The sequence below is a fragment of the Segeticoccus rhizosphaerae genome, from assembly GCF_005222685.1.
Classification (GTDB): Bacteria; Actinomycetota; Actinomycetes; order Actinomycetales; family Dermatophilaceae; genus Segeticoccus; species Segeticoccus rhizosphaerae.
This window is the reverse complement of sequence record NZ_SWMA01000011.1, coordinates 60,516-82,104: the sequence shown is the minus strand read 5'-3', so window position 1 is coordinate 82,104 and position 21,589 is coordinate 60,516. Positions and strand designations below refer to the sequence as shown.

22 protein-coding genes are annotated in these 21,589 nt (G+C 71.4%); 4 read left to right on the top strand and 18 right to left on the bottom strand.

The features are described 5' to 3' along the window. Window positions 1-3: 3 nt before the first annotated feature. The 7 genes from ccsB to FCN22_RS10070 all read right to left on the bottom strand — a co-directional run bounded on the left by ccsB (window position 4) and on the right by FCN22_RS10070 (window position 7,012). The gene (gene ccsB / locus FCN22_RS10100) at window positions 4-996 is read right to left on the bottom strand and encodes a c-type cytochrome biogenesis protein CcsB (protein WP_137121412.1); all 993 of its coding nucleotides are present in this window, start codon (window positions 994-996) and stop codon (window positions 4-6) included. Beyond that, window positions 993-2,669, bottom strand: coding sequence for a cytochrome c biogenesis protein ResB (resB, locus tag FCN22_RS10095; protein ID WP_137121411.1), 1,677 nt, complete (start codon window positions 2,667-2,669; stop codon window positions 993-995). Before resB ends, ccsB begins: the two co-directional genes overlap by 4 nt. After that, a complete protein-coding gene (locus tag FCN22_RS10090) occupies window positions 2,670-3,476 on the bottom strand; it encodes a cytochrome c biogenesis CcdA family protein (RefSeq protein WP_338016646.1) in 807 nt (268 codons plus the stop codon). Then, window positions 3,463-4,053 (bottom strand): TlpA family protein disulfide reductase, encoded by a 591-nt coding sequence (locus FCN22_RS10085; RefSeq protein ID WP_137121410.1) that lies wholly within the window; start codon window positions 4,051-4,053, stop codon window positions 3,463-3,465. The genes FCN22_RS10090 and FCN22_RS10085 overlap by 14 nt, the downstream gene beginning before the upstream one ends. A 322-nt stretch (window positions 4,054-4,375) precedes the next feature. Next, window positions 4,376-5,041, bottom strand: coding sequence for a histidine phosphatase family protein (locus FCN22_RS10080; protein ID WP_137121409.1), 666 nt, complete (start codon window positions 5,039-5,041; stop codon window positions 4,376-4,378). Window positions 5,042-5,108: 67 nt separating this feature from the next. Beyond that, on the bottom strand, window positions 5,109-6,443 hold the full coding sequence (gene hemL / locus FCN22_RS10075; RefSeq protein ID WP_137121408.1) for a glutamate-1-semialdehyde 2,1-aminomutase: 1,335 nt from the start codon (window positions 6,441-6,443) through the stop codon (window positions 5,109-5,111). Between the two features lie 65 nt (window positions 6,444-6,508). Continuing rightward, a complete protein-coding gene (locus FCN22_RS10070) occupies window positions 6,509-7,012 on the bottom strand; it encodes a MarR family winged helix-turn-helix transcriptional regulator (protein ID WP_137121407.1) in 504 nt (167 codons plus the stop codon). 229 nt (window positions 7,013-7,241) lie between these two features. On the opposite strand from FCN22_RS10070, the gene FCN22_RS10065 reads away from it, so the two are divergent. Further along, complete coding sequence (locus tag FCN22_RS10065; protein ID WP_137121406.1) at window positions 7,242-7,787, top strand: YceI family protein; 546 nt, start codon at window positions 7,242-7,244, stop codon at window positions 7,785-7,787. A gap of 186 nt (window positions 7,788-7,973) precedes the next feature. On the opposite strand, the gene FCN22_RS10060 is transcribed toward FCN22_RS10065, so the two are convergent. Continuing rightward, entirely contained in the window at window positions 7,974-8,726 is a 753-nt protein-coding gene (locus tag FCN22_RS10060; RefSeq protein ID WP_137121405.1) for a hypothetical protein, read from the bottom strand. 121 nt (window positions 8,727-8,847) lie between these two features. Here FCN22_RS10060 and FCN22_RS10055 point away from each other — a divergent pair, with 121 nt between their 5' ends. After that, on the top strand, window positions 8,848-9,711 hold the full coding sequence (locus FCN22_RS10055) for a fructosamine kinase family protein (RefSeq protein ID WP_137121404.1): 864 nt from the start codon (window positions 8,848-8,850) through the stop codon (window positions 9,709-9,711). Here the strand turns inward: FCN22_RS10055 and FCN22_RS10050 are convergent. After that, complete coding sequence (locus FCN22_RS10050; protein ID WP_162308181.1) at window positions 9,660-10,208, bottom strand: DUF2306 domain-containing protein; 549 nt, start codon at window positions 10,206-10,208, stop codon at window positions 9,660-9,662. The two genes, FCN22_RS10055 and FCN22_RS10050, sit on opposite strands and share 52 nt — an antisense overlap. A gap of 139 nt (window positions 10,209-10,347) precedes the next feature. On the opposite strand from FCN22_RS10050, the gene FCN22_RS21595 reads away from it, so the two are divergent. Then, the gene (locus FCN22_RS21595; RefSeq protein ID WP_162308180.1) at window positions 10,348-10,509 is read left to right on the top strand and encodes a hypothetical protein; all 162 of its coding nucleotides are present in this window, start codon (window positions 10,348-10,350) and stop codon (window positions 10,507-10,509) included. A gap of 42 nt (window positions 10,510-10,551) precedes the next feature. Here FCN22_RS21595 and hemB read toward each other — a convergent pair whose 3' ends face one another. The 6 genes from hemB to FCN22_RS10020 form a co-directional block, all read right to left on the bottom strand. Next, window positions 10,552-11,568, bottom strand: a complete 1,017-nt coding sequence (hemB, locus tag FCN22_RS10045; RefSeq protein ID WP_274381570.1) for a porphobilinogen synthase — start codon at window positions 11,566-11,568, stop codon at window positions 10,552-10,554. Beyond that, complete coding sequence (locus FCN22_RS10040) at window positions 11,565-13,169, bottom strand: bifunctional uroporphyrinogen-III C-methyltransferase/uroporphyrinogen-III synthase (RefSeq protein WP_137121440.1); 1,605 nt, start codon at window positions 13,167-13,169, stop codon at window positions 11,565-11,567. The genes hemB and FCN22_RS10040 overlap by 4 nt, the downstream gene beginning before the upstream one ends. A gap of 50 nt (window positions 13,170-13,219) precedes the next feature. Continuing rightward, window positions 13,220-14,272: a hydroxymethylbilane synthase gene (gene hemC / locus FCN22_RS10035; protein WP_137121402.1), complete on the bottom strand. Its 1,053-nt coding sequence runs from the start codon at window positions 14,270-14,272 to the stop codon at window positions 13,220-13,222. Further along, window positions 14,269-15,576 (bottom strand): glutamyl-tRNA reductase, encoded by a 1,308-nt coding sequence (locus tag FCN22_RS10030; protein ID WP_137121401.1) that lies wholly within the window; start codon window positions 15,574-15,576, stop codon window positions 14,269-14,271. Before FCN22_RS10030 ends, hemC begins: the two co-directional genes overlap by 4 nt. Beyond that, window positions 15,573-16,250 (bottom strand): redox-sensing transcriptional repressor Rex, encoded by a 678-nt coding sequence (locus FCN22_RS10025; RefSeq protein ID WP_238384655.1) that lies wholly within the window; start codon window positions 16,248-16,250, stop codon window positions 15,573-15,575. The genes FCN22_RS10030 and FCN22_RS10025 overlap by 4 nt, the downstream gene beginning before the upstream one ends. Before the next feature lie 190 nt (window positions 16,251-16,440). Then, on the bottom strand, window positions 16,441-16,689 hold the full coding sequence (locus FCN22_RS10020) for a glutaredoxin family protein (RefSeq protein WP_137121399.1): 249 nt from the start codon (window positions 16,687-16,689) through the stop codon (window positions 16,441-16,443). 96 nt (window positions 16,690-16,785) lie between these two features. Here FCN22_RS10020 and FCN22_RS10015 point away from each other — a divergent pair, with 96 nt between their 5' ends. Next, entirely contained in the window at window positions 16,786-17,661 is an 876-nt protein-coding gene (locus FCN22_RS10015) for an HAD family hydrolase (protein ID WP_137121398.1), read from the top strand. A gap of 2 nt (window positions 17,662-17,663) precedes the next feature. Here the strand turns inward: FCN22_RS10015 and FCN22_RS10010 are convergent, their stop codons facing one another. From FCN22_RS10010 to FCN22_RS10000, 3 genes are read right to left on the bottom strand one after another with little or no spacing between them, the layout of a single operon-like run. Then, window positions 17,664-19,154: a lipase maturation factor family protein gene (locus FCN22_RS10010; RefSeq protein WP_338016645.1), complete on the bottom strand. Its 1,491-nt coding sequence runs from the start codon at window positions 19,152-19,154 to the stop codon at window positions 17,664-17,666. Between the two features lie 4 nt (window positions 19,155-19,158). Continuing rightward, window positions 19,159-20,484 carry a lysophospholipid acyltransferase family protein gene (locus tag FCN22_RS10005; RefSeq protein ID WP_137121397.1) on the bottom strand — a complete coding sequence of 442 codons (1,326 nt, stop codon included), beginning with the start codon at window positions 20,482-20,484 and terminating at the stop codon, window positions 19,159-19,161. Beyond that, window positions 20,484-21,536: an NAD-dependent epimerase/dehydratase family protein gene (locus tag FCN22_RS10000; protein ID WP_238384654.1), complete on the bottom strand. Its 1,053-nt coding sequence runs from the start codon at window positions 21,534-21,536 to the stop codon at window positions 20,484-20,486. Before FCN22_RS10000 ends, FCN22_RS10005 begins: the two co-directional genes overlap by 1 nt. Window positions 21,537-21,589 lie beyond the last annotated feature (53 nt).

Here is a 21,589-nt window from a genome sequence, read left to right as displayed (position 1 = left end):
AGCTCACATGCCCGAGTAGGAGTGCTGGCCGACGAAGTAGACGTTGACGACCATGTAGTTGACCAGGATGCAGGCGTAGCCCGCGAGCGCGAGGAAGGAGGCCTTGCGGTCCGACCAGCCGGTGGTCGCGCGGGCGTGCAGGTAGGCGGCGTAGACGATCCAGATCACGAAGGTCCACACCTCCTTGGGGTCCCAGTTCCAATAGTGGCCCCAAGCCTGCTCGGCCCAGATCGCGCCCGCGATGAGCGTGAACGTCCACAGCGGGAAGGCGATCACGTGCAGCCCGTATGCCGTCCGGTCCAGGGAGGCTGCCGACGGCATGGCCTCCACGAAGGTCGGTTTGGCCGGCGGGTGCTGCTCGCGGTGCGACTTGATCAGCTGCAGGATCGTGACGCTGAACGCCACCGTGAACAGGCCCACTGACAAGGTGGCGACGGTGACGTGGATGACCAGCCAGAAGCTGTGCAGCGACGGCAGCAGCTGGCTGGCCTGGGTGTAGAACACGGTCAGCGCCAGACCCAGGGTGAGCAGCACCGGGCCGGTCACGAACAGACCGAGCCAGCGCACGTCGCGGCGCAGGCTGAGGCCCAGGAAGACCAGCATGGCGAAGGTGGTGCCGACGAGGGCGAACTCGTACATGTTGCCGAGCGGCGGCCGGTCGACCGAGAGGCCGCGCAGCGCCAGGGTCACGATCAGCAGCAGCGTGCCGAGCCAGGACAACGACATGCCCATGCCGGCGAACTGTCGGGGACGGCTGACCTCTGTGGTCGTCTCCGCCGTCTCCGGCGACTCCGACGTCTCCGGCTCCTGCTGCGCTGCGGCTCCCGAGACCTGCGCACCGACGAGCGCCCGTTCGTGGTCCTCCGTCCGCACCTTGGCGGTCCAGCTCGCGGCCTTGGCCAGGTCGATCGCGAACATGAGCATCACCAGGGTGAACACGACGATGGCCGAGTAGAGGCCGTAGTTGGAGTAGGTCGCGAGGGTCTCGTTGGTCATGACGTGCTGCCTGTCCGTTCTGCGATGGCGTCGAGGACGTGGTCGAGCGCGTCCGCGAGCCGTGGATCCTCGCCCTTGGCGAGGCCGCCGATCGAGACCAGAGTACGTGGCCCCGGCGGGGCCGAGCCATCTGGTCCGGCGCCGGCGGTCTCCGGCTCGGCGGGACGGACGCGGACGAAGACCCGCCGCCGGCGGATCGTGAGCGAGGCGATCAGCCCGGCCAGCGCGATCAGCGAGCCCCACAGGGCCAGCATCTTGCCGGGGTCGTGCCGGATGGAGATGCCCGCGAAGCGCACCACCTTGTCCAGGGTGATCGAGCCGAGCCCGTCGGGCAGCTTGATCGTCTGGCCCGGTTTGATCAGCAGTCGCAGCGGCTGCCCGTCCGCGCCCTTGACCTGGGTCATCTCGTCGGTGTCGAGCGTGTAGACCGACTGGGGCCGTCCGCCGGGGTAGAGGTCGCCCTTGTAGACGCCGAGGACCAGGGCCGGGTTGTCCAGGTCGGGGAAGGACGAGATGGGTCCCTGCTCCTTGTCGAACTCCAGTGTCGGCAGGAAGAAGCCGAAGAACCCGAGCTGCTCGGGGTCGCCGCCGGGCACCTTGACCGCCCCGACCGACCGGTAGTTGTTGTCCTGCGGCAGGAACGGGGTCGCCTGGCTGTAGACGACCCGCCCCTTGGCGTCCCTGACCGTGATGACCGGGGCGTAGCCGTTGCCGAGCAGGAACACCGAGGCGCCACCGAGCGACAGGGGTCCGTTGACCTCGAGCTTCTGCTCCTTGACCGGCGCACCCGGCTCGTCGCGGGTCAGGGTGTGGGCGGTGAAGCCGCGCGGCTGGCCGAACTGCGCCCCGCCGGCCTGGTCCTCGAAGGACACGTCCAGCTTCTGCACGCGGACCGAGAACGGCTTGAGCGACTCGGGATTGACCCACGGGCCGGGGTCGATCGTGTCGTAGGAGGACACGGTGTTGGAGAAGGTCTGCCCCTCGGGCACGATCACGTCGCCGCGCCAGCCGAGCAGGTGGCCGAGCGCCACCGCGATGATGACGACCACCAGTGCGATGTGGAACACCAGGTTGCCGGTCTCGCGCAGGTAGCCGCTCTCGGCGGCGACCGTGTCCGCCGAGGCGGGATCGACCGGGTCTGCCGGCCGGAGCCGGTAACGCTTGCGGCGCAGCACCGCTCGCGCGGCCGCCACGACCTGCTCGGGCTCGCCCACCACGACCCGCTCCTGGTGGGCCGAGAGTCGCTCCAGCCGGCGCGGGGCCTTCGGCGGCTGGGCTCTCATCGCCTTCCAGTGCAGCCGGGAGCGCGGGATGATGCAGCCGACGAGCGAGACGAACAGCAGCAGGTAGATCGCGGCGAACCACGGTGAGGAGTAGACGTCGAAGAAGCCGAGCCGGTCGAGCCACGGACCCACCACGGTGTGCTGCGACAGGTAGTCGGAGACCCGGCCGGCATCGATGTTGCGCTGTGGCCAGATCGAACCGGGGATCGCGCCGATCGCCAGCAGCAGCAGGAGGAACAGCGCGGTGCGCATGCTGGTCAGCTGACGCCACATCCACCGCAGCAGCCCGAGGAAGCCGATCTTCGGCTGGAGCACCTCCGACTCCTGCGGCTGGGTGTCCAGCTCGTGGCCCGGGCGCTCCACGAGGTCGTCTCGGGTCCTGCGCGCCATCTAGAGCACCGTCCTGAATCCGTCGACGAGCCGCGTCTGGAGCGAGGTGACGACGCTCTCCCAGAGGCCGGTCACCATGAGCAGCCCGACGATGATCAGGAGCACCCCGCCGGCAACCTGCACGGGGCGGTGGTGGTCACGCAGCCACCGGGAGGCGCGGCCGGCCCGCGCATACCCCCCGGCGATGAGCAGGAAGGGTATGCCGAGCCCCAGGCAGTAGGCGCCGGAGAGCACCAGACCGCGCCGGATCAGGTCGGAGTCGGCGGACAGGGTGTTGGACAGCGTGAGGATCGCCCCGAAGACCGGTCCCACACAGGGCGACATGCCCAGACCGAAGACGACTCCGAGCAGCGGAGCCCCGGCGAGCCCGGCCGCAGGGCGCCACCGTGGCGAGAAGGTGCGCTGGGGCCCGAAGCCGAGGAACAGCAGCGCCATCACGATGACGATGACGCCGCCGAGCCGCATGAGCAGGCCGCGGTGCTCCACCAGCAGGGTCCCGAACGCCGAGGCGGTCACCGCGACCGAGATGAAGACCGCGCTGAAGCCGACGACGAAGAGCAGGGCGCCGGTGACCAGCCGCCCTCTCCCCTGTCGCTCGAGCCCCTCACCGGACAGCCCGGTCACGTAGCCGAGGAAGCCCGGCACGAGCGGCAGCACGCACGGTGACGCGAACGACACGGCGCCGGCGGCCAGGGCCAGCAGCAGCGCCAGCGGCAGGCTGCCGGAGATGACCGTCGAACCGGCATCCGTGAGCACGGAGGCCGACCAGGGCAGGGAACTGTGCACGCCGTGACTACGCAGACTCACGCAGGACGGTGTTGACCAGGCCGGTCAACGTGGCGGTCGACACGGGGCCGGAGACCCGGGCGGCGATGCGGCCCTTCTCGTCGAGGACCAGCGTGGTCGGCGTCACCGACGCCTTGCCCCGCAGCGCGAGCAGCGTCTGGCCCCCGTCGTCGGCGAGGGATGGGTAGGTGATCTTGCGAGAGCGGAGGAAGGCCTCAGCGGTCTCCGCGCTCTCGCGGTAGTTGATCCCCATGAAGGCAACCGGCTTGTCCTGCTTCGAGAGCTTCGTCCACGCCTTCTGCAGGTGCGGGGCCTCGTCGACGCACGGCGGGCACCAGGATCCCCACGTGTTGAGCACGACCACCTTGCCTGCGGCCTGCGACAGCGACCACTTCTTGCCGGTGACCGTGGTGCCGGAGAGCGTCAACGGCTTGCCCCGGTCTGCAACCGGGAGCTGCTCGATCGTGCCGTCCCCGGAGATGAAGCTCTTACCGCTGCCCGACTTCGCCTGCGCGGCAATCGAGTTCGAGTCCGAGGAACACGCCGACAGACCCAGTGACAGCGCCACCGCGACCACCGCAGCAGCAGCACGCTTCATGTTGGGGCCCCCGCGAAGTATCGGAGCGAAGCGGAGAACTTCGTGGGGTGGCGTGTCGGGGCCCCCGCGAAGTATCGGAGCGAAGCGGAGAACTTCGTGGGGTGGCGTGTCGGGGCCCCCGCGAAGTATCGGAGCGAAGCGGAGAACTTCGTGGGGTGGCGTGTCGGGGCCCCCGCGAAGTATCGGAGCGAAGCGGAGAACTTCGTGGGGTGGCGTGTCGGGGCCCCCGCGAAGTATCGGAGCGAAGCGGAGAACTTCGTGGGGTGGCGTGTCGGGGCCCCCGCGAAGTATCGGAGCGAAGCGGAGAACTTCGTGGGGTGGGTCATGCTCCGGCCGTCTTCCGGGCACGGGGCAGCAGGTCGGCCACCGGTTCGCTGTAGGCGATCGACTCGAGCTCGTCGCCACGGTAGGTCAACGTGGTGAGGGACGCGAGCGAGCACTGCCGCCGGCGCGGGTCGTGCCAGAGGCGCCGGCCCTCCAGGTGGCAGCGCAGGGTCCAGATCGGCAGCTGGTGCGACACGATCACCGCCTCGTGCCCCCGCGCGCTCTCGCGGACGTCGTCGATCGCGGCCAGCATCCGCCGCGCCAGCTGGACGTACGGCTCACCCCACGAGGGGCGGAACGGGTTGACCAGGCGCCGCCAGTGCTGGGGCCGGGAGAGTGACCCGTCGCCCCTCCCGAAGGTCATGCCCTGGAAGTAGTTCTCCGCCTCGATCACCCGGTCATCGGTGGTGACGCTGATCCCGTGCGCCTGCGCCACCGGCGCCGCCGTCTCCTGCGCGCGCTCCAGCGAGGAGGCCACGACGACGGTGATGTCGTGGTCGGCCAGGTGCTTGCCGACCCGCTCGGCCATCTCCTGTCCCAGCTGCGACAGGTGGAAGTCCGGCAGCCGCCCGTAGAGCACACCAGTGGGGTTCTCGACCTCGCCGTGTCGCAGCAGGTGCACGGCGGTCCGTTCGGCCGGCGCGGGCCAGCTGGCGCTCGTCATTCGGGGTCCCCGCGAAGTAGCGAGCGAGACACGAGTGACTTCGTGGGGTGCTCTTCGTGGGGGGCCGTCATAGCGCGATTGTCGCAAACGACTCTGAGACGTCCCTGACCGCCGCCGGGAGGGCCGCGAGCACGCGGTCCACCGCGTCGTCGTCGTGCGCGGCGCTGACGAACCAGCACTCGAAAGCGCTCGGCGGCAGGTGCACGCCCTGGCTGAGCATCGAGTGGAAGAAGACCTTGAACAGCTCGGTGTTCTGCGCCTTGGCTCCGTCGTAGTCGGTCACCGGGCCCTCGGTGAAGAAGACGCTGAACATGCTCCCGGCCCACTGGATCGCGTGCGGTATGCCGGCCGCGGACAGGGCGTCGCCGGTCGCCCCGGCGATGGCCTGGCTGACCACGGCGAGCCGGTCGTAGACCTCCGGCGTGCAACCGCGCAGGGTCGCGAGTCCGGCGGCCGTGGCAACGGGGTTCCCCGACAGCGTGCCGGCCTGGTAGACCGGCCCGGTCGGCGCCAGCCGGGCCATGATCTCGGCCCGTCCACCGAAGGCCGCGGCCGGGAAGCCGCCGCCCATGATCTTGCCGAGGGTGAACAGGTCGGGCGCGCCCCCGTCATACGGACCCTCGAGCCCGTACCACCCGGCGGCGCTGCAGCGGAACCCCGTCATGACCTCGTCGGAGATGAGCAGTGCGCCGTGGTCGGCGGTGATCCGGCGCAGCCCCTCGGTGAAGCCGGGCAGCGGTGGGACCACCCCCATGTTCCCGGGGGAGGCCTCCGTGATGACCGCGGCGATCTCGTCGCCGTGCTCGGCGAAGGCGGCCTCGACGGCGGCCAGGTCGTTGTAGGGCAGGACGATCGTCTCGCCGGCGCTCGACGGCGGGACCCCCGCGGAGTCCGGCAGGGCGAACGTCGCTACCCCGCTGCCGGCCGAGGCCAGCAGGGCATCCACGTGACCGTGGTAGCACCCTGCGAACTTGACCACCTTGGACCGTCCGGTGAAACCGCGCGCCAGCCGGAGGGCGCTCATCGTGGCCTCGGTGCCGCTGCTCACGAGCCGGACCTGCTCCACCGGGCCGACGCGCGACACGATCTCCTCGGCCAGGAGGATCTCGTTCTCGCTCGGCGTGCCGAAGGAGAAGCCGCGCGAGGCGGCTTCGCTGACCGCCGCGAGCACGTCGGGGTGTGTGTGCCCGAGGATCATCGGCCCCCAGGAGCCGATCAGGTCGACGTACTCGCGCCCGTCCACGTCGACCAGGTAGGGGCCTCGCGCGCTGGCCATGACGCGGGGCGTGCCGCCCACCGCGCCGAAGGCACGCACGGGGCTGTTCACCGCGCCGGGCGTGACCCGGGCGGCGCGCTCGAGCAGGGCACGTGACTGGGGGGCATCGAAGGGGTCTGCCGTCATGGCGGCATTGTCTCAGCCGGCCGGGTGTGATCCACCCCACGGCAGCGCGCCCCCGCCAGGGACGGTCAGATCGCGTCGGTCCCCTTGCCCACGTCGTGGCCAGGAGCCTGCGACCTGATGCCGTCCGCGATGGAACGCATGGCCGAGCCGAGGGCGTGGAACTCGTCGGCGCTGAGGTGGTTCAGCAGGTTGCGCCGCACGCTCTCGACGTGCACCGGCGCCATCCCCTCGAGGGCCCGCCGGCCCTCCGCCGTCAGCACCAGGTCGATACCGCGCCGGTCACCCGCCGAGGGGCGTCGCTCCACCCAGCCGCGCCGCTCGAGCCGGTTCGCGGTGTGGGTGAGGCGGCTTCGGGACTGCACGACCAGGTCAGCCAGCGCCGACATCCGCAGGTGCCGGCCCGGCGCCTCGGAGAGCATCGAGATGATCTCGTACTCCGACAGCTGCACGCCGTGCTCCTGCAGGTCGCGGTCGAGCGCCGTCTCGAGCAACCTGGAGGCGCGCAGGTAGGCGCGCCAGTCGCGTTGTTGCTCGGCATCCAGCCATCGTGCCCTCGGGGTCCCCTGCATGTCGGGAAGTCTATGGGTAGGACGGTGAGGCCCCGGGGGGTTCGGACGAACTGCCACTTCCCCCTCTCGACCCGCCACCGCTTCGGCGAGTCATCCCCGGCGCGGCCGGCCGAGTGAGCTCCTCCGACCGGTCTCGGGTCGAGAGCCCACCGACATCTAGTTGAACTTTCAATCATTCTTCGGTATGGTGGTGCCAACAACGCAGACCACAACCACTCAAGGAGCACACATGAGCACCCTGCAGGACCTCACCCCCGGCACCTGGACCGTCGACGCCGCCCACAGCGAGGTCGGGTTCATCGCCCGTCACCTGATGGTCACCAAGGTACGCGGCACGTTCGAGGAGTTCTCCGCCGACGTCGTCATCGCCGAGCCCTTCGAAGACTCCTCGGTCACCGCCACCGTGCAGCTCGCCTCGGTCGACACCCGCAGCGACGACCGCAACGCCCACCTGCGCTCGGCCGACTTCTTCGACGTCGAGAACAACCCCGAGATGACCTTCACCTCGACCCAGGTGTCCTCCGACAAGCTGGTCGGCGACCTGACCATCAAGGGCGTCACCCAGCAGGTCGTCTTCAACCTCGACTTCAACGGCGTCACCCCTGACCCGTGGGGCGGCACCCGCGCCGCGTTCGAGGCGACCGCCGAGGTCAACCGCAAGGACTTCGGCCTGACCTGGAACGTCGCCGTCGACGGTGGCAACATGCTCGTCTCCGAGAAGATCAAGCTCAACCTCGACATCCAGCTCGTGCAGCAGCAGGCCGACGCCAGCTGACGCCGACCCAGCACGACCTGGTATGCCGGCCGCCCACCTGGGGCGGCCGGCATACCTGTCTGTGATCCGCCCCGCGCCCGGCTCAGTGGGCTTTCGGTCGGTCAGACCGCTCGCGGGGCCGAAACGGGCGGTCGAAACCGGTTTGGGGCGCAGAAAGGCGCTCGGGCGAGCACCGGCGCGGCCGGGTCAGGGCAGGCGCTGGGAGCGCTGGTGGGCCCTGGCCAGCACCGCGAGGGCCAGGTTCGTCAGCTGCTCGCTCCGTTGCAGCCCCGGCCTGGCGAAGACCACCGAGGTGAACCGGCCGGCCGTGCAGGTCTGGGCCGAGACGCCGGTGCTCTGGCCGACCGGCAGCAGGTTGACCGTCCGGTCCGCACCCTGGGGGGCTCCGCCGATCTCCGAGAGCGTCGTGAACAGGCTGCACGCCTGTTTCGCATCGAGCCTCCCGCCGGAAACCATCTTCTGCGCCTGCACGAGCTCCTTGCGGTCGGCCGCGCTGAACTGGTCCTTGTGCTGCTCCATCTGCTCGAGGGCCGACGGCAGGGTCTGCGCCCAGGTCGAGGACGGCATCGCCGTCACCTGCACCAGGGTGCTCGGGGCGAGGGAGTCGGCCTCCACCCAACGACAGGTGTAGCCCTCGCCGACGCCGGAGACCGGGATGACCCGGTCGACGGACTTGCCGACCAGGCGCTTGCGGTCAGCCGAGGTGAGCAGGCTGCACACCGGCGGCAGGTCACCGACGGTCGGCGCGGCGCCCGGTGAACCGGCTGCGCTGCTCGGTGCGTCGGGCTCGGCTCCGGCACTGCTCGTCGTCGTCTCTCCAGTCGCGGCGCCGCTCGACCTGCCTGGGGCCGGCGTGTCCGCCGCGTCAGGGCTCGACGAACCGCACGCCGTCGCCGCCAGCAGCAGCGCAGCGCTCAGCACGCTCGCCTTGAGCCACATGTGTTTCCCTCCCGGGCAGATGTCCGGCACAGACTACGCGCCGCGCAGAGGTGCTCCGACGGGCGTGCCGGTATGCCGCGGCCCGCTCTGCGCGGACCGTGCCCGACCGTAGGGTCGGACCATGTCCGCACCAGCTCGTGCCGCCGTGGAGCGACTCCTCGGCCAGGACGCTGCCGAGGTCACCGGCGTGCCAGGTGGCGACATCTGCGCGACCCACCGCGTCCGACTGGACGATGGCACAACCGTTTTCGTGAAAGCGCTCGACGACGCTCCACCTGGCTTCTTCGCGGCCGAGGCGCGCGGCCTGCGCTGGTTGCGGGACGCCCACGGGGCGCCTGTCCCCCGCGTGCTGGGAGCCGACGAGCACGCCCTGATCGAGGAGTGGGTCGCGCCCGGATCGCCCACGCCGGTTGCGGCTGAACGGTTCGGCGACGTGCTGGCTCGCACCCACCGCGCCGGCGCGGAACGCTTCGGGGTGGACCCGCCGGCATACATCGGCACGTTGCCGCTTCCGTCCGGCGGCGCCGCGACCTGGCCGGAGTTCTTCGCCAGCCAGCGGATCGAGCCCTTCGCCCGCCTCGCGCGCGACCGCGGAGCCCTCGACGCTGCCCAGACCGCCACGATCGAGCAGCTCGTGCAGCGACTGCCGACGTTGGCCGGGCCTCCGGAACCTCCCTCGCGGATCCACGGCGACCTGTGGACGGGCAACCTGCTCTGGGGCGCTGACGGTGCTGCGCTGCTCATCGATCCGGCCGCGCAGGGCGGCCACCGCGAGACCGACCTGGCGATGCTGCAGCTGTTCGGCGCCCCGCACCTCGAGCTGGTGCTCGCCGCCTACGACCGGGCCTGGCCGCTGTCCGAGGGCTGGCGCGATCGGGTGCCGCTGCACCAGGTGCACCCACTGCTGGTGCACGCCGCCCTCTTCGGCCGGAGCTACGGCGCAGCGGCGGTCCGTGCGGCCGAGTCGGCCCTGCGTGCCGGGTGACCTGAGCGACCGTCCTGGTCGCGCCCGAGCCCACGGACGATCAGGGCCACCACCGCGAGCCCGACGGCGACGACGCCGACGGTGAGGCCCAGCATGGCGAGCCAGTTCGTCTGGAAGGCCTGCGGCACCAGCCGGGTCGGGACCGCGACGACGCCGATCAGCGCACCGACGAGACCGAGGTAGGTGCCGATCATGTTGCCGGCGTGGGCCCGGATGCGGCCCCGTCGCGCGTTCCAGAGACCGAGCGTCAGGGTGACCAGGGTGAAGGTGGACAGCGCATGGATCCAGCTGAAGCTCCCCGGACGCAGCTGCTGGATCCAGTAGGAGGACCCGGCGGTGAAGTACATCAGGACGAGCCACACCCGCCCGACCACCCGGTGGGCGCGGTCGCCCCGCGGACGGCGCAGCACGTTCACCGGACCGACGACCAGCGCCAGGCTCGCGGCGAGGGCGTGCAGTGCGATCAGGACCGACCACGCGTGTTCTGGATCTCGCACGGCGACCTCCTCGGCCAAGTTCCCGACCAGTTTGGATAGTGACAAGATCCAACATATCAGTGGTTGGATAGCGTGACTACCCAAATGCCTCGTCCCGTCGGCGCAGCGGCCCGGGGCGGCGCCCGGCTAGGGTCGCGGGATGAGCCGTATGCCGTTGGGAGACCCCGCTCCACGCGCGGCCGCGGTGCTCACGGACGTGGTCGAGGAACGGCTCCCGGTGCCCGGCAAGGCGCACCTGCCGCACGACGTATGGCTGCGGGGCACCTACCGCCCGCCCGCTGGAAAGGGTGGTGAGGTTTGAGGCGGGCTTCCCGGCTCAAACCTCACGACCAGTCCTCTCGGATCAGGCAGGCCGGGACAACGCGCGGGCCGCCTCGACGGCGTGGTAGGTCAGGATGATCTGCGCGCCGGCCCGCCGCAGCGAGGTCAGCGCCTCCATCATCACCCGCTCGCGGTCGATCCACCCGTGGGCGGCAGCCGCCTCGATCATCGCGTATTCGCCGGAGACCTGGTAGGCCGCGACCGGCACGTCCGACTCCGCGGCGACTGCGGCCAGCACGTCCAGGTAGGGCAGCCCGGGCTTGACCATGACGATGTCGGCCCCCTCGTCCAGGTCGAGGCGCAGCTCGCGCAGCGCCTCGGTGGCGTTGGCCGGATCCTGTTGGTAGGTCGCGCGATCGCCCTGCAGTGTCGACTCGACGGCCTCCCGGAAGGGGCCGTAGAAACCGGAGGCGTACTTCGCGGCGTAGGCCAGCACCACGGCGTCGGTGAGACCGGCCTCGTCCAGAGCCGACCGGACCCACCCGACCTGACCGTCCATCATCCCCGACAGGCCGACCACGTGCGCGCCGGCACCGACCTGCGCGAGGGCCATCTCGGCATACCGACCCAGGGTCGCGTCGTTGTCGACCCGCCCCTGCGCGTCGAGGACGCCGCAGTGCCCGTGGTCGGTGAACTCGTCGAGGCACAGGTCGGCCATGAGCACCGTGTCGTCACCGACGGCGTCCCTCACCGCGCGCAACGCGACGTTGAGTATGCCGTCCGGATCGGTTGCTCCCGAACCGATGGCGTCGCGGTGGGTGGGGACGCCGAAGAGCATCAGCCCGCCCACGCCCGCCGCGACGGCCTCACGTGCCGCTGCGACGAGCGAGTCGGTGGTGTGCTGCACGACGCCGGGCATGGAGGTGATCTGCGTCGGCTCGGTCGCACCCTCACGGACGAACATAGGCAGCACCAGCTCGGCCGGGTGCAAGCGGTGCTCGGCCACGAGCCGGCGCATCGCCGCGGTCTGGCGCAGCCGGCGCGGGCGGTGCAGCAGGCCCGCCGGTGTGACCCGGGGGACGGCGCCGTCGTCGATCACTTGGCGCGGCGTCGCGACGACGTCTTGCGAGCGCTCGGCCGCACCACGCTCTCGCCGGCCTCGGCCGCGGCAAGAGCGAGCCCAAGGCCGTAGTCGGCGAGACCGTCGACGAGCGACGCAGCGGACGGCTCGGCGGCGAGGACGTCGACCCGCAGACCGTGCTCCTCCGCGGTCTTGGCCGTGGCGGGGCCGATGCACGCGACGACCGTCGAGGCGTGCGGCTTGCCGGCGATGCCCACGAGGTTGCGCACGGTCGAGCTGGACGTGAAGCAGACGGCGTCGAACTTGCCGGACTTGATCGCCTCGCGCACCGGTGCGGGCGGCGGGGCGGCCCGGACGGTCCGGTAGGCCGTGACGTCGTCGACCTCCCAGCCCATGTCCTGCAGACCCGCCACCAGGGTGTCGGTGGCGATGTCCGCCCGGGGGAGGAAGACCCGGTTGATCGGGTCGAGCACGTCGTCGTAGGGAGCCCAGGCCTCCAGCAGCCCCTTGGCCGACTGGTCGTGCTGAGGGACCAGGTCAGGCTCGATGCCCCACTCGCGCAGCGCCTGCGCCGTGACGCCGCCGACCGCGGCGATCTTCAGCCCGGCGAACGCCCGTGCGTCCAGGCCGAACTCGACGAACTTCTCCCGGATCGCGCGGACCGCGTTGACCGAGGTGAAGCCGATCCACTCGTAGCGACCGGTGACCAGCCCCTTGATCGCGCGTTCCATCTGCTGCGGGGTGCGGGGCGGCTCGACGCTGATCGTGGGGACCACGTCGCTGGTGGCGCCGTAGGAGGCCAGCCGGGCGGTCATGCTGCCGGCCTGGTCCTTGGTGCGTGGCACCAGCACGTTCCACCCGAAGAGCGGCTTGGTCTCGAACCAGGACAGCCGGTCGCGCAGGTCCACCGTCGACCCGACCACGGCGAGGGACGGGAACTGCACCTTGGCCGACTTCATCAGCGCGGCGACCTCGCCGAGCGTCGTCGTGTGGGTGACCTGGGTGATGGTCGTGCCGCGCTCGGTGACGGCGACCGGCGTCGCCGCGTCGCGACCCGCATCGAGCAGGTCACCGAGGGCCTTGGCCAGGCTCTCGGGGGTGCCGAGGACCACCACCGTGACGTTGGAGCCGGTGGACCGGGCCCAGTCGACCTTGGTGTCCCCGCCGCTCACCACGTGCAGCGACGGCGAGCTCGCCGCGGTGAGGGGCACCCCGGCATATGCCGGGACGGCCGAGATGGCGCTGACCCCGGGCACGACCTCGAAGGAGATCCCTGCCTTCTGGCAGGCGAGGGCCTCCTCGGCCAGGCCGTTGAAGGTCGCGGGATCGCCGTCCATGAGCCGGACGACCAGCCCGCTGTGGCCGTCGTTGGTGCCGGCGGCCTTGGCCGTGCGCACGAGGAGCTTGGCGCGCGACGCATGCGTCAGTGGCTGGCCGTGCTCACCGTGTCCGGCGTCGACGACCTCGACCCCCTCCGGGGCGTGTCGCGCCACGAAGTCCTCGCGGCTGACCTGGTCGATCACCACCACGTCTGCGGCGGCGAGGAACTCGGCAGCCCGCAGGGTGAGCAGGCCCGGGTCGCCGGGACCGGCGCCCACGAAGGCGACACGGGCGGGCATCTTGGACTTGCGGACGGTGGACTTGCCTGTTGCGGCTGAGCGGATGGGGCTCACTGGGCACGCTCCGGAGCAGGTTGATCTGGACGGGTCGGTGTTGCCGGGCTGGCAGGGGTGGAGGCGGCGGGTGGCCGGTTGCGGGCACCCGCCCCCGGTGGCTCGGTCGGCGGGTCGCCGGGACGGGGCCCGTCGTGCAGCGCGGTGATCTGGTCGGCGCCGTCCTCGAGCAGCTGGGCTGCCAGTTGCTCGCCGAGGGCGTGCGCACGGGATGTCGGTCCGGAGGTCGAGCGGCGCAGGGACGCCGAGCCGTCCTCCGCGCCGACGAAGGCACGGATCCACAGCTCGGTCTGCCCCGCGTCCCCTTCGGAGACCTCGGCGAGGACCCCGATCGGGGCGGTGCAACTGGCCTCGAGCGCGGCGAGCACGGCTCGCTCGGCGTTCACGCTGGCACGCGTGTCGTCGTCGTCGAGGACGGCCACCGCCGACACCATCGCCTGGTCGTCGGCTCGGACCTCGACGGCGAGGGCGCCCTGGCCCGGCGCACTGAGCATCTGCAGCGGGTCGAGGACCTCGGTGACCACGTCGAGCTGCCCGAGCCGGGCGAGACCCGCGCGGGCCAGCACGATGGCGTCACAGGTGCCGTCTGCGACGAGTCCCAGTCGGGTGCCCACGTTGCCGCGGATCGACCGCACCTGCAGTCCGAGGCCGAGCGCGGCCAGCTGGGCGGCGCGGCGCGGCGAGCCGGTGCCGACCACGGAGCCCGACGGCAGCTCACCCAGAGTGAGTCCGTCACGGGCGACGAGGGCGTCACGCGGGTCCTCGCGGACGGGGATCGCGGCGATGTGCAGTCCGGGCTCCGGGATCACCGGCAGGTCCTTGAGCGAGTGCACGGCCACGTCGATCTCCCCGCGGTGCAGGGCGAGGCGGATGCCGGTGGCGAAGACGCCCGTGCCACCGATCTCGGACAGCGGCCTGGAGCTGGTGTCGCCGAAGGTGGTGATCGGAGTGAGCTCGACGTCGTGGCCGAGCTGGCGCAGCCGGTCGGCCACCCAGGTGGCCTGGGCGGTCGCGAGCGCGCTGCGGCGGGTGCCGAGCCGGATCGTCATGCGAGGCCCCCCTGCTCGGGCGGCACCGAGACGGTGGCGACGTCGTGGGGATCGAGGTCGAACAGGTCGCGCAGGGCCTGCGCGTAGTCGCCGCTGGCCCCGGACACGGCCAGCTCCTTCATCCGCACACTCGGCGCGTGCAGCAACTTCTCGACGACCCGGTGCACGGTGAGCTGCACCTCGGCGCGCTCCTCCTCCGACAGCGATGGTGCGCGCTGCTCGAGGCGGACGAGCTCTGCGGCCACGACGTCGGCGGCGCGGGAGCGCAGCGCCGCCACGGTCGGCGCGACCGACTTGGCCCGGCGGCCGGCCAGGAAGGCGCCGACCTCCCCCACGACGAGGTCCTCGACGGCCTGCACGGGGGGAGCGGTGCTCGAGTCGTCGAGCAGCTGCCCGACCTCGCGGAGGCCCACGAGGGTGATGCCCGCGAGGTGACCCACCTCGGGGTCGACATCGCGCGGAAGGGCCAGGTCGACATACACCTGGTGGCGGCCCGAGCGGGCGGTCTGCGCCGCGGTCACCGAAGCCGCGTCGATGACGTGTCCGACCGCCCCGGTGCACGAGATGACCAGGTCGGCGTCGGTCAGGGACTCGGCCAGGGCGCCCCAGGGGCGGGCCGACCCGCCGGTCGCGGTCGCGAGGCGCTCGGCGGTGGCGGCGGTGCGGTTGAGGATGACCAGCTCGCGAGCGCCCCGGCGGGACAACGTCATCGCGGCCAGGCTGCTCATCGACCCGGCCCCCACGACCAGCACCCGCTGCTGCGAGAGCGGCCCGAGGGTGGTCCCCGCCCGCTCCAGTCCCGCCTCGATGAGCGACCCGCTCACTCGGTCGATCTCGGTCTCGGCGTGGGCGCGCTTGCCCACCCGCAGGGCGTGCTGGAAGAGGTCGCCGAGGATGGAGGAGATGCTCTGCTGCCGCTGGGCACTGCGCAGCGCCTCACGCAGCTGGCCGAGGATCTGCCCCTCGCCGACGGCCATCGAGTCCAGGCCGCAGGCGACCGAGAAGAGGTGGGCGATCGCGCGGTCCTCGTAGTGCACGTAGAGGTGCTCACGCAGCCGCTCCATCGGCACCGACGTGGCACGCGACAGGGCCTCGCCGATCTCGCTCACCGCACCGTGGAAGGTCACCGCGTCGGCATAGACCTCGACCCGGTTGCAGGTGGCGACCACGACGGCCTCGCCGACGCTCTCGGCACGGTGCACGGTGTCGGCCAGTTGCGCGGCTCGCTCGGACGACAGCGCGACCAGCTCGAGCAGCTCGAGGGGCGCCGACCGGTGTGACAGCCCGAGGACCAGCAGACTCACGGGGCAACCTCCTCCAGGCCGAGGCCAGAGGCGAGGGCCTTGCGCTGTTCGTGGAACGCGAGGATCTGCAGCTCGGTGGACAGGTCCACCTTGCGCACGTCGACCTCGTCGGGCACCGCGAGCACGCACGGCGCGAAGTTCAGGATGGCGTGCACCCCGGCGGTCACCAGCCGGTCACAGACCAGCTGCGCAGAGTGCGCCGGGGTCGTGATGACGCCGATGGACAGACCTTCGGCGGCGAGCCGGTCGAGGTCGTCCAGCGCGCGGACGGTGATCCCGGCGACGGTGTCCCCCACCACGGCGGGGTCGTCGTCGACGAGCGCCACGATGCGGAAGCCCTTGGTGACGAAGCCGGAGTAGGCCGCGAGGGCGCGGCCCAGGTTGCCCATCCCGATGATGGCCACCGAGCGGTCCTGGGTGAGCCCCAGCTCACGGGAGATCTCCGCGGCGAGCAGGTCCACGTCATACCCGACGCCACGCACGCCGTAGGAACCGAGGTGGGACAGGTCCTTGCGCAGCTTGGCCGAGCGCACGCCCGAGGCGGCCGCGAGCTCCTCGGAGGAGACCGATCCGATACCCTGCCCGGCGAGGCTGCTGAGCGCCCGGAGATACTCGGGCAGACGCGCCACGGTGGCGTCGGGTATCCCACGACGAGCGGCGGGGTCGGCGGTCACTGGCGCACCGGCTCCTCTCTGTCGATTTAGGGCGCCATACCAAACGCCCGAACCGGAGGAATGAGGTCCCCCCCAGAGTAGGTCTTTGTGAACGTGCGCACAAAGTCGCGCAAACCCGGGCACTTCTGATAGGTGCGGCTCCGGGCCCCGCACGACACGCCGACGGCCCGGGTCGGCTGGAGCGGGCGTGTCAGCCGGACAGCGCCGACCGCAGCCGGTCCTCGTCCACCCGCCAGTAGTCGTGCTGCCGGCCGTCGACCAGGGTGACCGGGATCTGCTCCGCATAGCGCTCCCGCAGCGCCGGGTCGTCGAGGATCGACAGCTCGGTCCAGCCGACCCCCAGGTCGACGGCGACCCGCTCGATCACCTCCCGCGCCTGGTCGCACAGGTGGCACCCCGGCTTCCCGATGAGGGTCACGCGCGGCTCGTCGTCACTCATGGTCCTCAGCGTAGGTCGCCTCGGCCACCGGGCCCACCTCCGTGCCCGTATGCCGTGATCGGCCGCACGCCTTCGCCCTGACCTACGCTGAGCCCCATGCAGGGCGAGGCGCAGGAACAGCGGGAGCGCGTCGTCGCGCCCGGCGCCGAGGCCCTCGAGGTCTCGCCCACGATGGCGCCGGAGCTGGACGACGCCCTGGCGGTGCCACCGAACCCCCGTGCCGCGGCCTTCTTCGACGTGGACAACACGGTCCTGCGGGGGGCGAGCATCTACCTCCTGGCCAAGGGCCTGTGGCAGCGCGAGTTCTTCACGCTGCGCGACGTGCGGGCCATGGCGTGGAAGCAGCTGAGCTTCATCGTGCGCGGGGAGAACCTCAAGCACGTCCACCAGATCCGGGAGCAGGCGCTCGCCTTCGTCGCCGGGCACTCGGTCTCCGAGATCACCGGCATCGGCGAGGAGGTCTACGACGAGGTGATGGCCGCCAAGATCTGGCCGGGCACCCGTGCCTTGACCGCCATGCACCTCGACGCCGGCGAGGAGGTGTGGCTGGTCACCGCGACGCCGGTGGAGGTGGCCGCGGTCATCGCGCGCCGGCTCGGCCTCACCGGAGCGCTCGGCACGGTCGCGGAGAGCGTGGACGGCGTCTACACAGGGCGTCTGGTCGGCGACCCGATGCACGGACCGGCCAAGGCCACGGCGGTCGCCGCGCTGGCCGCGGAAAAGGGCTTCGACCTGGCCGAGTGCTCGGCATACTCCGACTCCGCCAACGACATCCCGATGCTCTCGCTCGTGGGGCACCCGTGCGCGGTCAACCCCGACGCGGCCCTCCGGACGCACGCCGTGAAGCACGGGTGGCGGATCCGCGACTACCGCACCGGCCGCCGGGCCGCCCGGCTCGGTGGGCAGGCGCTCGCGCTGACCGCGCTCGGCGGCGCACTGGCCTCGGCGGGAGCCCGCCGCCTCCGACACTGATCTCAGGACCATGCCGGCGGCGACGCACGCGTCCACGTCTCGTGCCGGGTGGTCGGGGGGACGAGATCGCGCAGATAGGTGCGGTGCCACCAGTCCCCCGTCTCGCGCCGCTCCTGCCGTGTGGTGAAGCGATAGCGATAGACCCTGGCCCGCACACGGACCGGCGGCTCGTCGGGAAACGGATTGTGCCGCAACAGTTTCAGTAGTTCACGGTCGCCCTCGAGCAGCTTGCGCAGCATCCGGCCGAACCACGGGTCGGCGTAGCGCGGCGACAGCGGGATGAACCACATCAGCCAGTCGAGCCGCAGGTGGTAGGGCGCGAACTGGCGCGGCAGGCGCCCCGGGTCCCCCGGCTTGCCCTTGAACTCGTACTCCCGCCACACGGCGTCCTCGGCGGGCCCCGCATCGGCGGTGCCCTCGACGACGATCTCGAACCGGCGTCGCGTGACGCTGCCGAACGCGCCGTAGGTGTTGACCAGGTGCAGCCGGTCGAAGCTCGCGTTCATCACCTGGCTGCCGGACAGCAGGTTGCGCACCGGTCGCCAGCTGAGCCCCACCACCAGGGCGGTGACCAGCACCACCACCACGACGTATGCCGTGTTCGGCGCCGGGGCGCGCGTCGCCACATGGAGCGCGCGGCCGACGAACCGGTCGTCGAGGACCGAGGCGGCCAGCACGATCGCGACCCAGTTGAGCCAGGAGAAGTTGCCGCTCAGCACCAGCCACAGCTGGGTGACGATCATGACGAGGGCGCACGCACTCGACACGGGCTTGGGCAGGAACAGCCCGAAGGGCAGCACGAGCTGGGTGACGTGGTTGGCCGCGACCTCGACCCGGTGCATCGGCCGGGGCAGGTGGTGGAACCACCAGCTCAGCGGGCCGGGCATGGGCTGGGTCTCGTGGTGGTAGTCGAGGCAGGTCAGGTCCCGCCAGCACGGGTCGCCGCGCAGCTTGATCAGGCCGGCCCCGAACTCGAGCCGGAAGAGCACCCAGCGCAGCAGCCACAGCACGAGCACCGGTGGCGGCGTGGCCGCGTCACCCAGGAAGATCGCGAGGAAGCCGGCCTCGAGCAGCAAGGATTCCCAACCGAACCCGTACCAGGTCTGGCCCACGTTCACGATCGAGAGGTAGAGCGCCCACAGAACGGCCCAGACCGCCATGCAGACCGGCAGCGGGGCCCTCTCGGTCAGCCCGACGACCGTGACCGCCGCCAGCACCACTCCCGACCAGGCAACCGCGGCGAAGGCCCGGTCGGAGTAGTGCCAGTGGAACAGGCTCGGTGCCCGCCGGAACGGCACGACGCGCAGGAAGTCGCGGATCGGGAGCAGCCCGCGGTCGCCGAGCAGGGCCCGGAACTGGCGTGCCGCAACCAGGAAGGCGACGAGGTAGATCGCGGCCAGGCCGCGTTGGACGAGGAACCGCCCGGTCCACCCTCCCTCGCCGACGAACCACCCCGGCTCGACGGCGGACAGGCTGTCCATCACCGGGGGCATCGCCCTAGAAGAAGACCGACCGGCGTTGCAGCAGCAGGGAGTAGAGCGTCTGCTGGATGGTCTCGCGGACCTGGTCGGTGAGGTCGAAGACGAGCATCGGGTCATCGGCGGCCGTCGGCCCCAGAGCCGCGGTGTCGAGCGGGGCTCCGAACTCGATGATCCACTTGCTGGGCAACGGGACCAGTCCCAGCAGACCGAACCAGGGAAAGGTCGGCGTGATCGGCGCGTAGGGCGCGCCCACCAGCCGGGCGACGGTCTTGAGGTTGCCCAGGATCGGATAGATCTCCTCCGCGCCCACGATCGAGCACGGGATGATCGGGGTCCCGGTGCGCAGGGCGGCGGACACGAAACCGCCACGGCCGAAGCGCTGCAGCTTGTAGCGCTCGCTGAACGGCTTGCCGATGCCCTTGAACCCTTCCGGCCAGACACCGACCAGCTCGCCGGCCGCGAGCAGGCGTTCGGCGTCGGCGTTCGTGGCGAGGGTCGACCCGCTCTTGCGGGCCACCTCCCCGATCACGGGGCTCTGGAAGACCAAATCGGCACCGAGCATCCGCAGGTAGCGACCGTTCGGGTGCTCGTCGTGCACCGCGACCTGTGTCATCAGCGAGTCGAGCGCGATGGTGCCGGAGTGGTTGGCCACCACCAGGGCGCTGCCGGTGTCGGGGATGTTCTCGATGCCCCGCACCTCGACCCGGAACCAGTTGCGGTAGAGCGGTCGCAGCAGCGGCAGGAACGCGTGGTCGGTCAGGTCCCGGTCGAAGCCGAACTCGTCGACCACGTAGTCACCGGTCAGCCGGCGCCGCAGGAAGGCCAGCGTCTCGGCAACCCGCTGTTCGACCTCGTCACCGGACAGGCCCGAGGCGCTGGCCGTCGCCCGCAGCACCCTGACAACGGCGGTGACCAGGGACTCGACGGTGGATGTCGCGGCCCCGGGCGCAGAGGTGGCCTCCACGTGGTGGCCCTTCTCGGCCGTGGGGGCCGGGCCGGGAGGGGACGTGTCTCGCGCGAGGACGGTGCGGGCCGGACGGGCCGGCCGCCTCGGGCGGGTGCGAGGCGCGCGGGGAGTGCCGCGCGCGCCCGACTCCCCCGCCCGGCCCGTCGTGTCTCCCCGTGCTGCCGTAGCCGGGTCGCGGTCGGGATTCAGCAACGGCGTGCTGCGCCGGCGCGAGCGCTCGTTGCTGGCCCGCGCCGCACCGGCCGCCAGGGCGTCCGACCCGCCGGTCCGCTTCGCCGGCGATGGCGTCCGCCGCGAACCGGACCGTCCGCCCGTGCCGGTGGGCCGGCCGGACCCCCGCCCCGGCGGGAGCGGGACGACGTTGGAGTCGGACATCAGGTGCGCCCTCCCTGCTCGAGCGCGCGGGACAACACCGCGCCGGCCGCGTGCGAGATCCCCTCGAGCGCGGAGCCGGCTGCCGCCAGCGGGGACCGCCCAGAGCCCGCGACGAAGTCGAGGAAGGCCGAACGCGTGGTGTGCTCCGGCTCGAGTCCCAGGACCTCGCGCATCCGGGTGGTGTCGAGCCCGCGGCCGAACGACAGGAACTGCACCTGGTCAGACGAGAAGTCCGCGCGGCCGGCACGCTTGGTCAGCTGCCCGACCGGACCACCGACCACGGTGGGCACCGGCACCGTGGGGCGACCCGCCATACGCGCCGCCTGCCGCAACGACAGCGCGCCGTCACCCGCGACGTTGACGATGCCGGCGTCCGGGCCGAGCGTCGCCAGCAGCAGCCCCTGCAACGCGTCGTCCTCGTGGACGAGCTGGAAGCGGGCGTCGTAGCCGAGCGGGGTGGGGATGACCGGCATCGAGAAGTAGTCGGTCAGGGCGGTGCGGATCTTCGGCCCGATGATGTTGGCGAACCGCAGCATGGTGATCTCGACGTCGGGACGGCGTCGGGACAGGCCCCTCACATACCCCTCGACCTCGACCGAGTCCTTGCCGAAACCCGCTCGTGGCAACACCTTCGGGCCCATGTCCTCGGTGAACATCGCCGGATCGCGGGGCGACGAGCCGTAGACCGCGGCAGACGACTTCACGACGAGCCGGCGCAGGCTCGAGGCCTTCTGGCACGCCGCGAGCAGCTGCATCGTGCCGATGACGTTGATCTCCTTCTGCGACGTGCGGCCGCCGGCGGAGAGAGGCGTGGCGATGACGTTCATGTGCACGACCGTGTCGACCTCGGACTGGCCGATGATCTTGCCGATCACGGGGTTGCGGATGTCGGCCCGCACGAACTCCGCGCCACCGATGTCGTGCGGGGGCGGCACCACGTCGACCCCGATGACCCGGTCGACCTCGGCCTGAACCGTCAGCAGCTGCGCGAAGCGGCCACCGAGATAGCGGGACACACCGGTCACGAGGATGCAGCGTTCGCGTCCCGCCACTTCCTCACCTGCTTCCGTCGGCGTGTGCTCCTGCGTGGTCCTGCGTGCCGTGC

Bases quoted from the DNA above. Each gene is read 5' to 3' on its own strand.
- ccsB (WP_137121412.1), bottom strand. From the start codon at position 996: ATGACCAACGAGACCCTCGCGACCTACTCCAACTACGGCCTCTACTCG.
- resB (WP_137121411.1), bottom strand. From the start codon at position 2,669: ATGGCGCGCAGGACCCGAGACGACCTCGTGGAGCGCCCGGGCCACGAG.
- FCN22_RS10085 (WP_137121410.1), bottom strand. From the start codon at position 4,053: ATGAAGCGTGCTGCTGCTGCGGTGGTCGCGGTGGCGCTGTCACTGGGT.
- FCN22_RS10080 (WP_137121409.1), bottom strand. From the start codon at position 5,041: ATGACGAGCGCCAGCTGGCCCGCGCCGGCCGAACGGACCGCCGTGCAC.
- hemL (WP_137121408.1), bottom strand. From the start codon at position 6,443: ATGACGGCAGACCCCTTCGATGCCCCCCAGTCACGTGCCCTGCTCGAG.
- FCN22_RS10070 (WP_137121407.1), bottom strand. From the start codon at position 7,012: ATGCAGGGGACCCCGAGGGCACGATGGCTGGATGCCGAGCAACAACGC.
- FCN22_RS10065 (WP_137121406.1), top strand. From the start codon at position 7,242: ATGAGCACCCTGCAGGACCTCACCCCCGGCACCTGGACCGTCGACGCC.
- FCN22_RS10060 (WP_137121405.1), bottom strand. From the start codon at position 8,726: ATGTGGCTCAAGGCGAGCGTGCTGAGCGCTGCGCTGCTGCTGGCGGCG.
- FCN22_RS10055 (WP_137121404.1), top strand. From the start codon at position 8,848: ATGTCCGCACCAGCTCGTGCCGCCGTGGAGCGACTCCTCGGCCAGGAC.
- FCN22_RS21595 (WP_162308180.1), top strand. From the start codon at position 10,348: ATGAGCCGTATGCCGTTGGGAGACCCCGCTCCACGCGCGGCCGCGGTG.
- FCN22_RS10040 (WP_137121440.1), bottom strand. From the start codon at position 13,169: ATGCCCGCCCGTGTCGCCTTCGTGGGCGCCGGTCCCGGCGACCCGGGC.
- hemC (WP_137121402.1), bottom strand. From the start codon at position 14,272: ATGACGATCCGGCTCGGCACCCGCCGCAGCGCGCTCGCGACCGCCCAG.
- FCN22_RS10020 (WP_137121399.1), bottom strand. From the start codon at position 16,689: ATGAGTGACGACGAGCCGCGCGTGACCCTCATCGGGAAGCCGGGGTGC.
- FCN22_RS10015 (WP_137121398.1), top strand. From the start codon at position 16,786: ATGCAGGGCGAGGCGCAGGAACAGCGGGAGCGCGTCGTCGCGCCCGGC.
- FCN22_RS10010 (WP_338016645.1), bottom strand. From the start codon at position 19,154: ATGCCCCCGGTGATGGACAGCCTGTCCGCCGTCGAGCCGGGGTGGTTC.
- FCN22_RS10005 (WP_137121397.1), bottom strand. From the start codon at position 20,484: ATGTCCGACTCCAACGTCGTCCCGCTCCCGCCGGGGCGGGGGTCCGGC.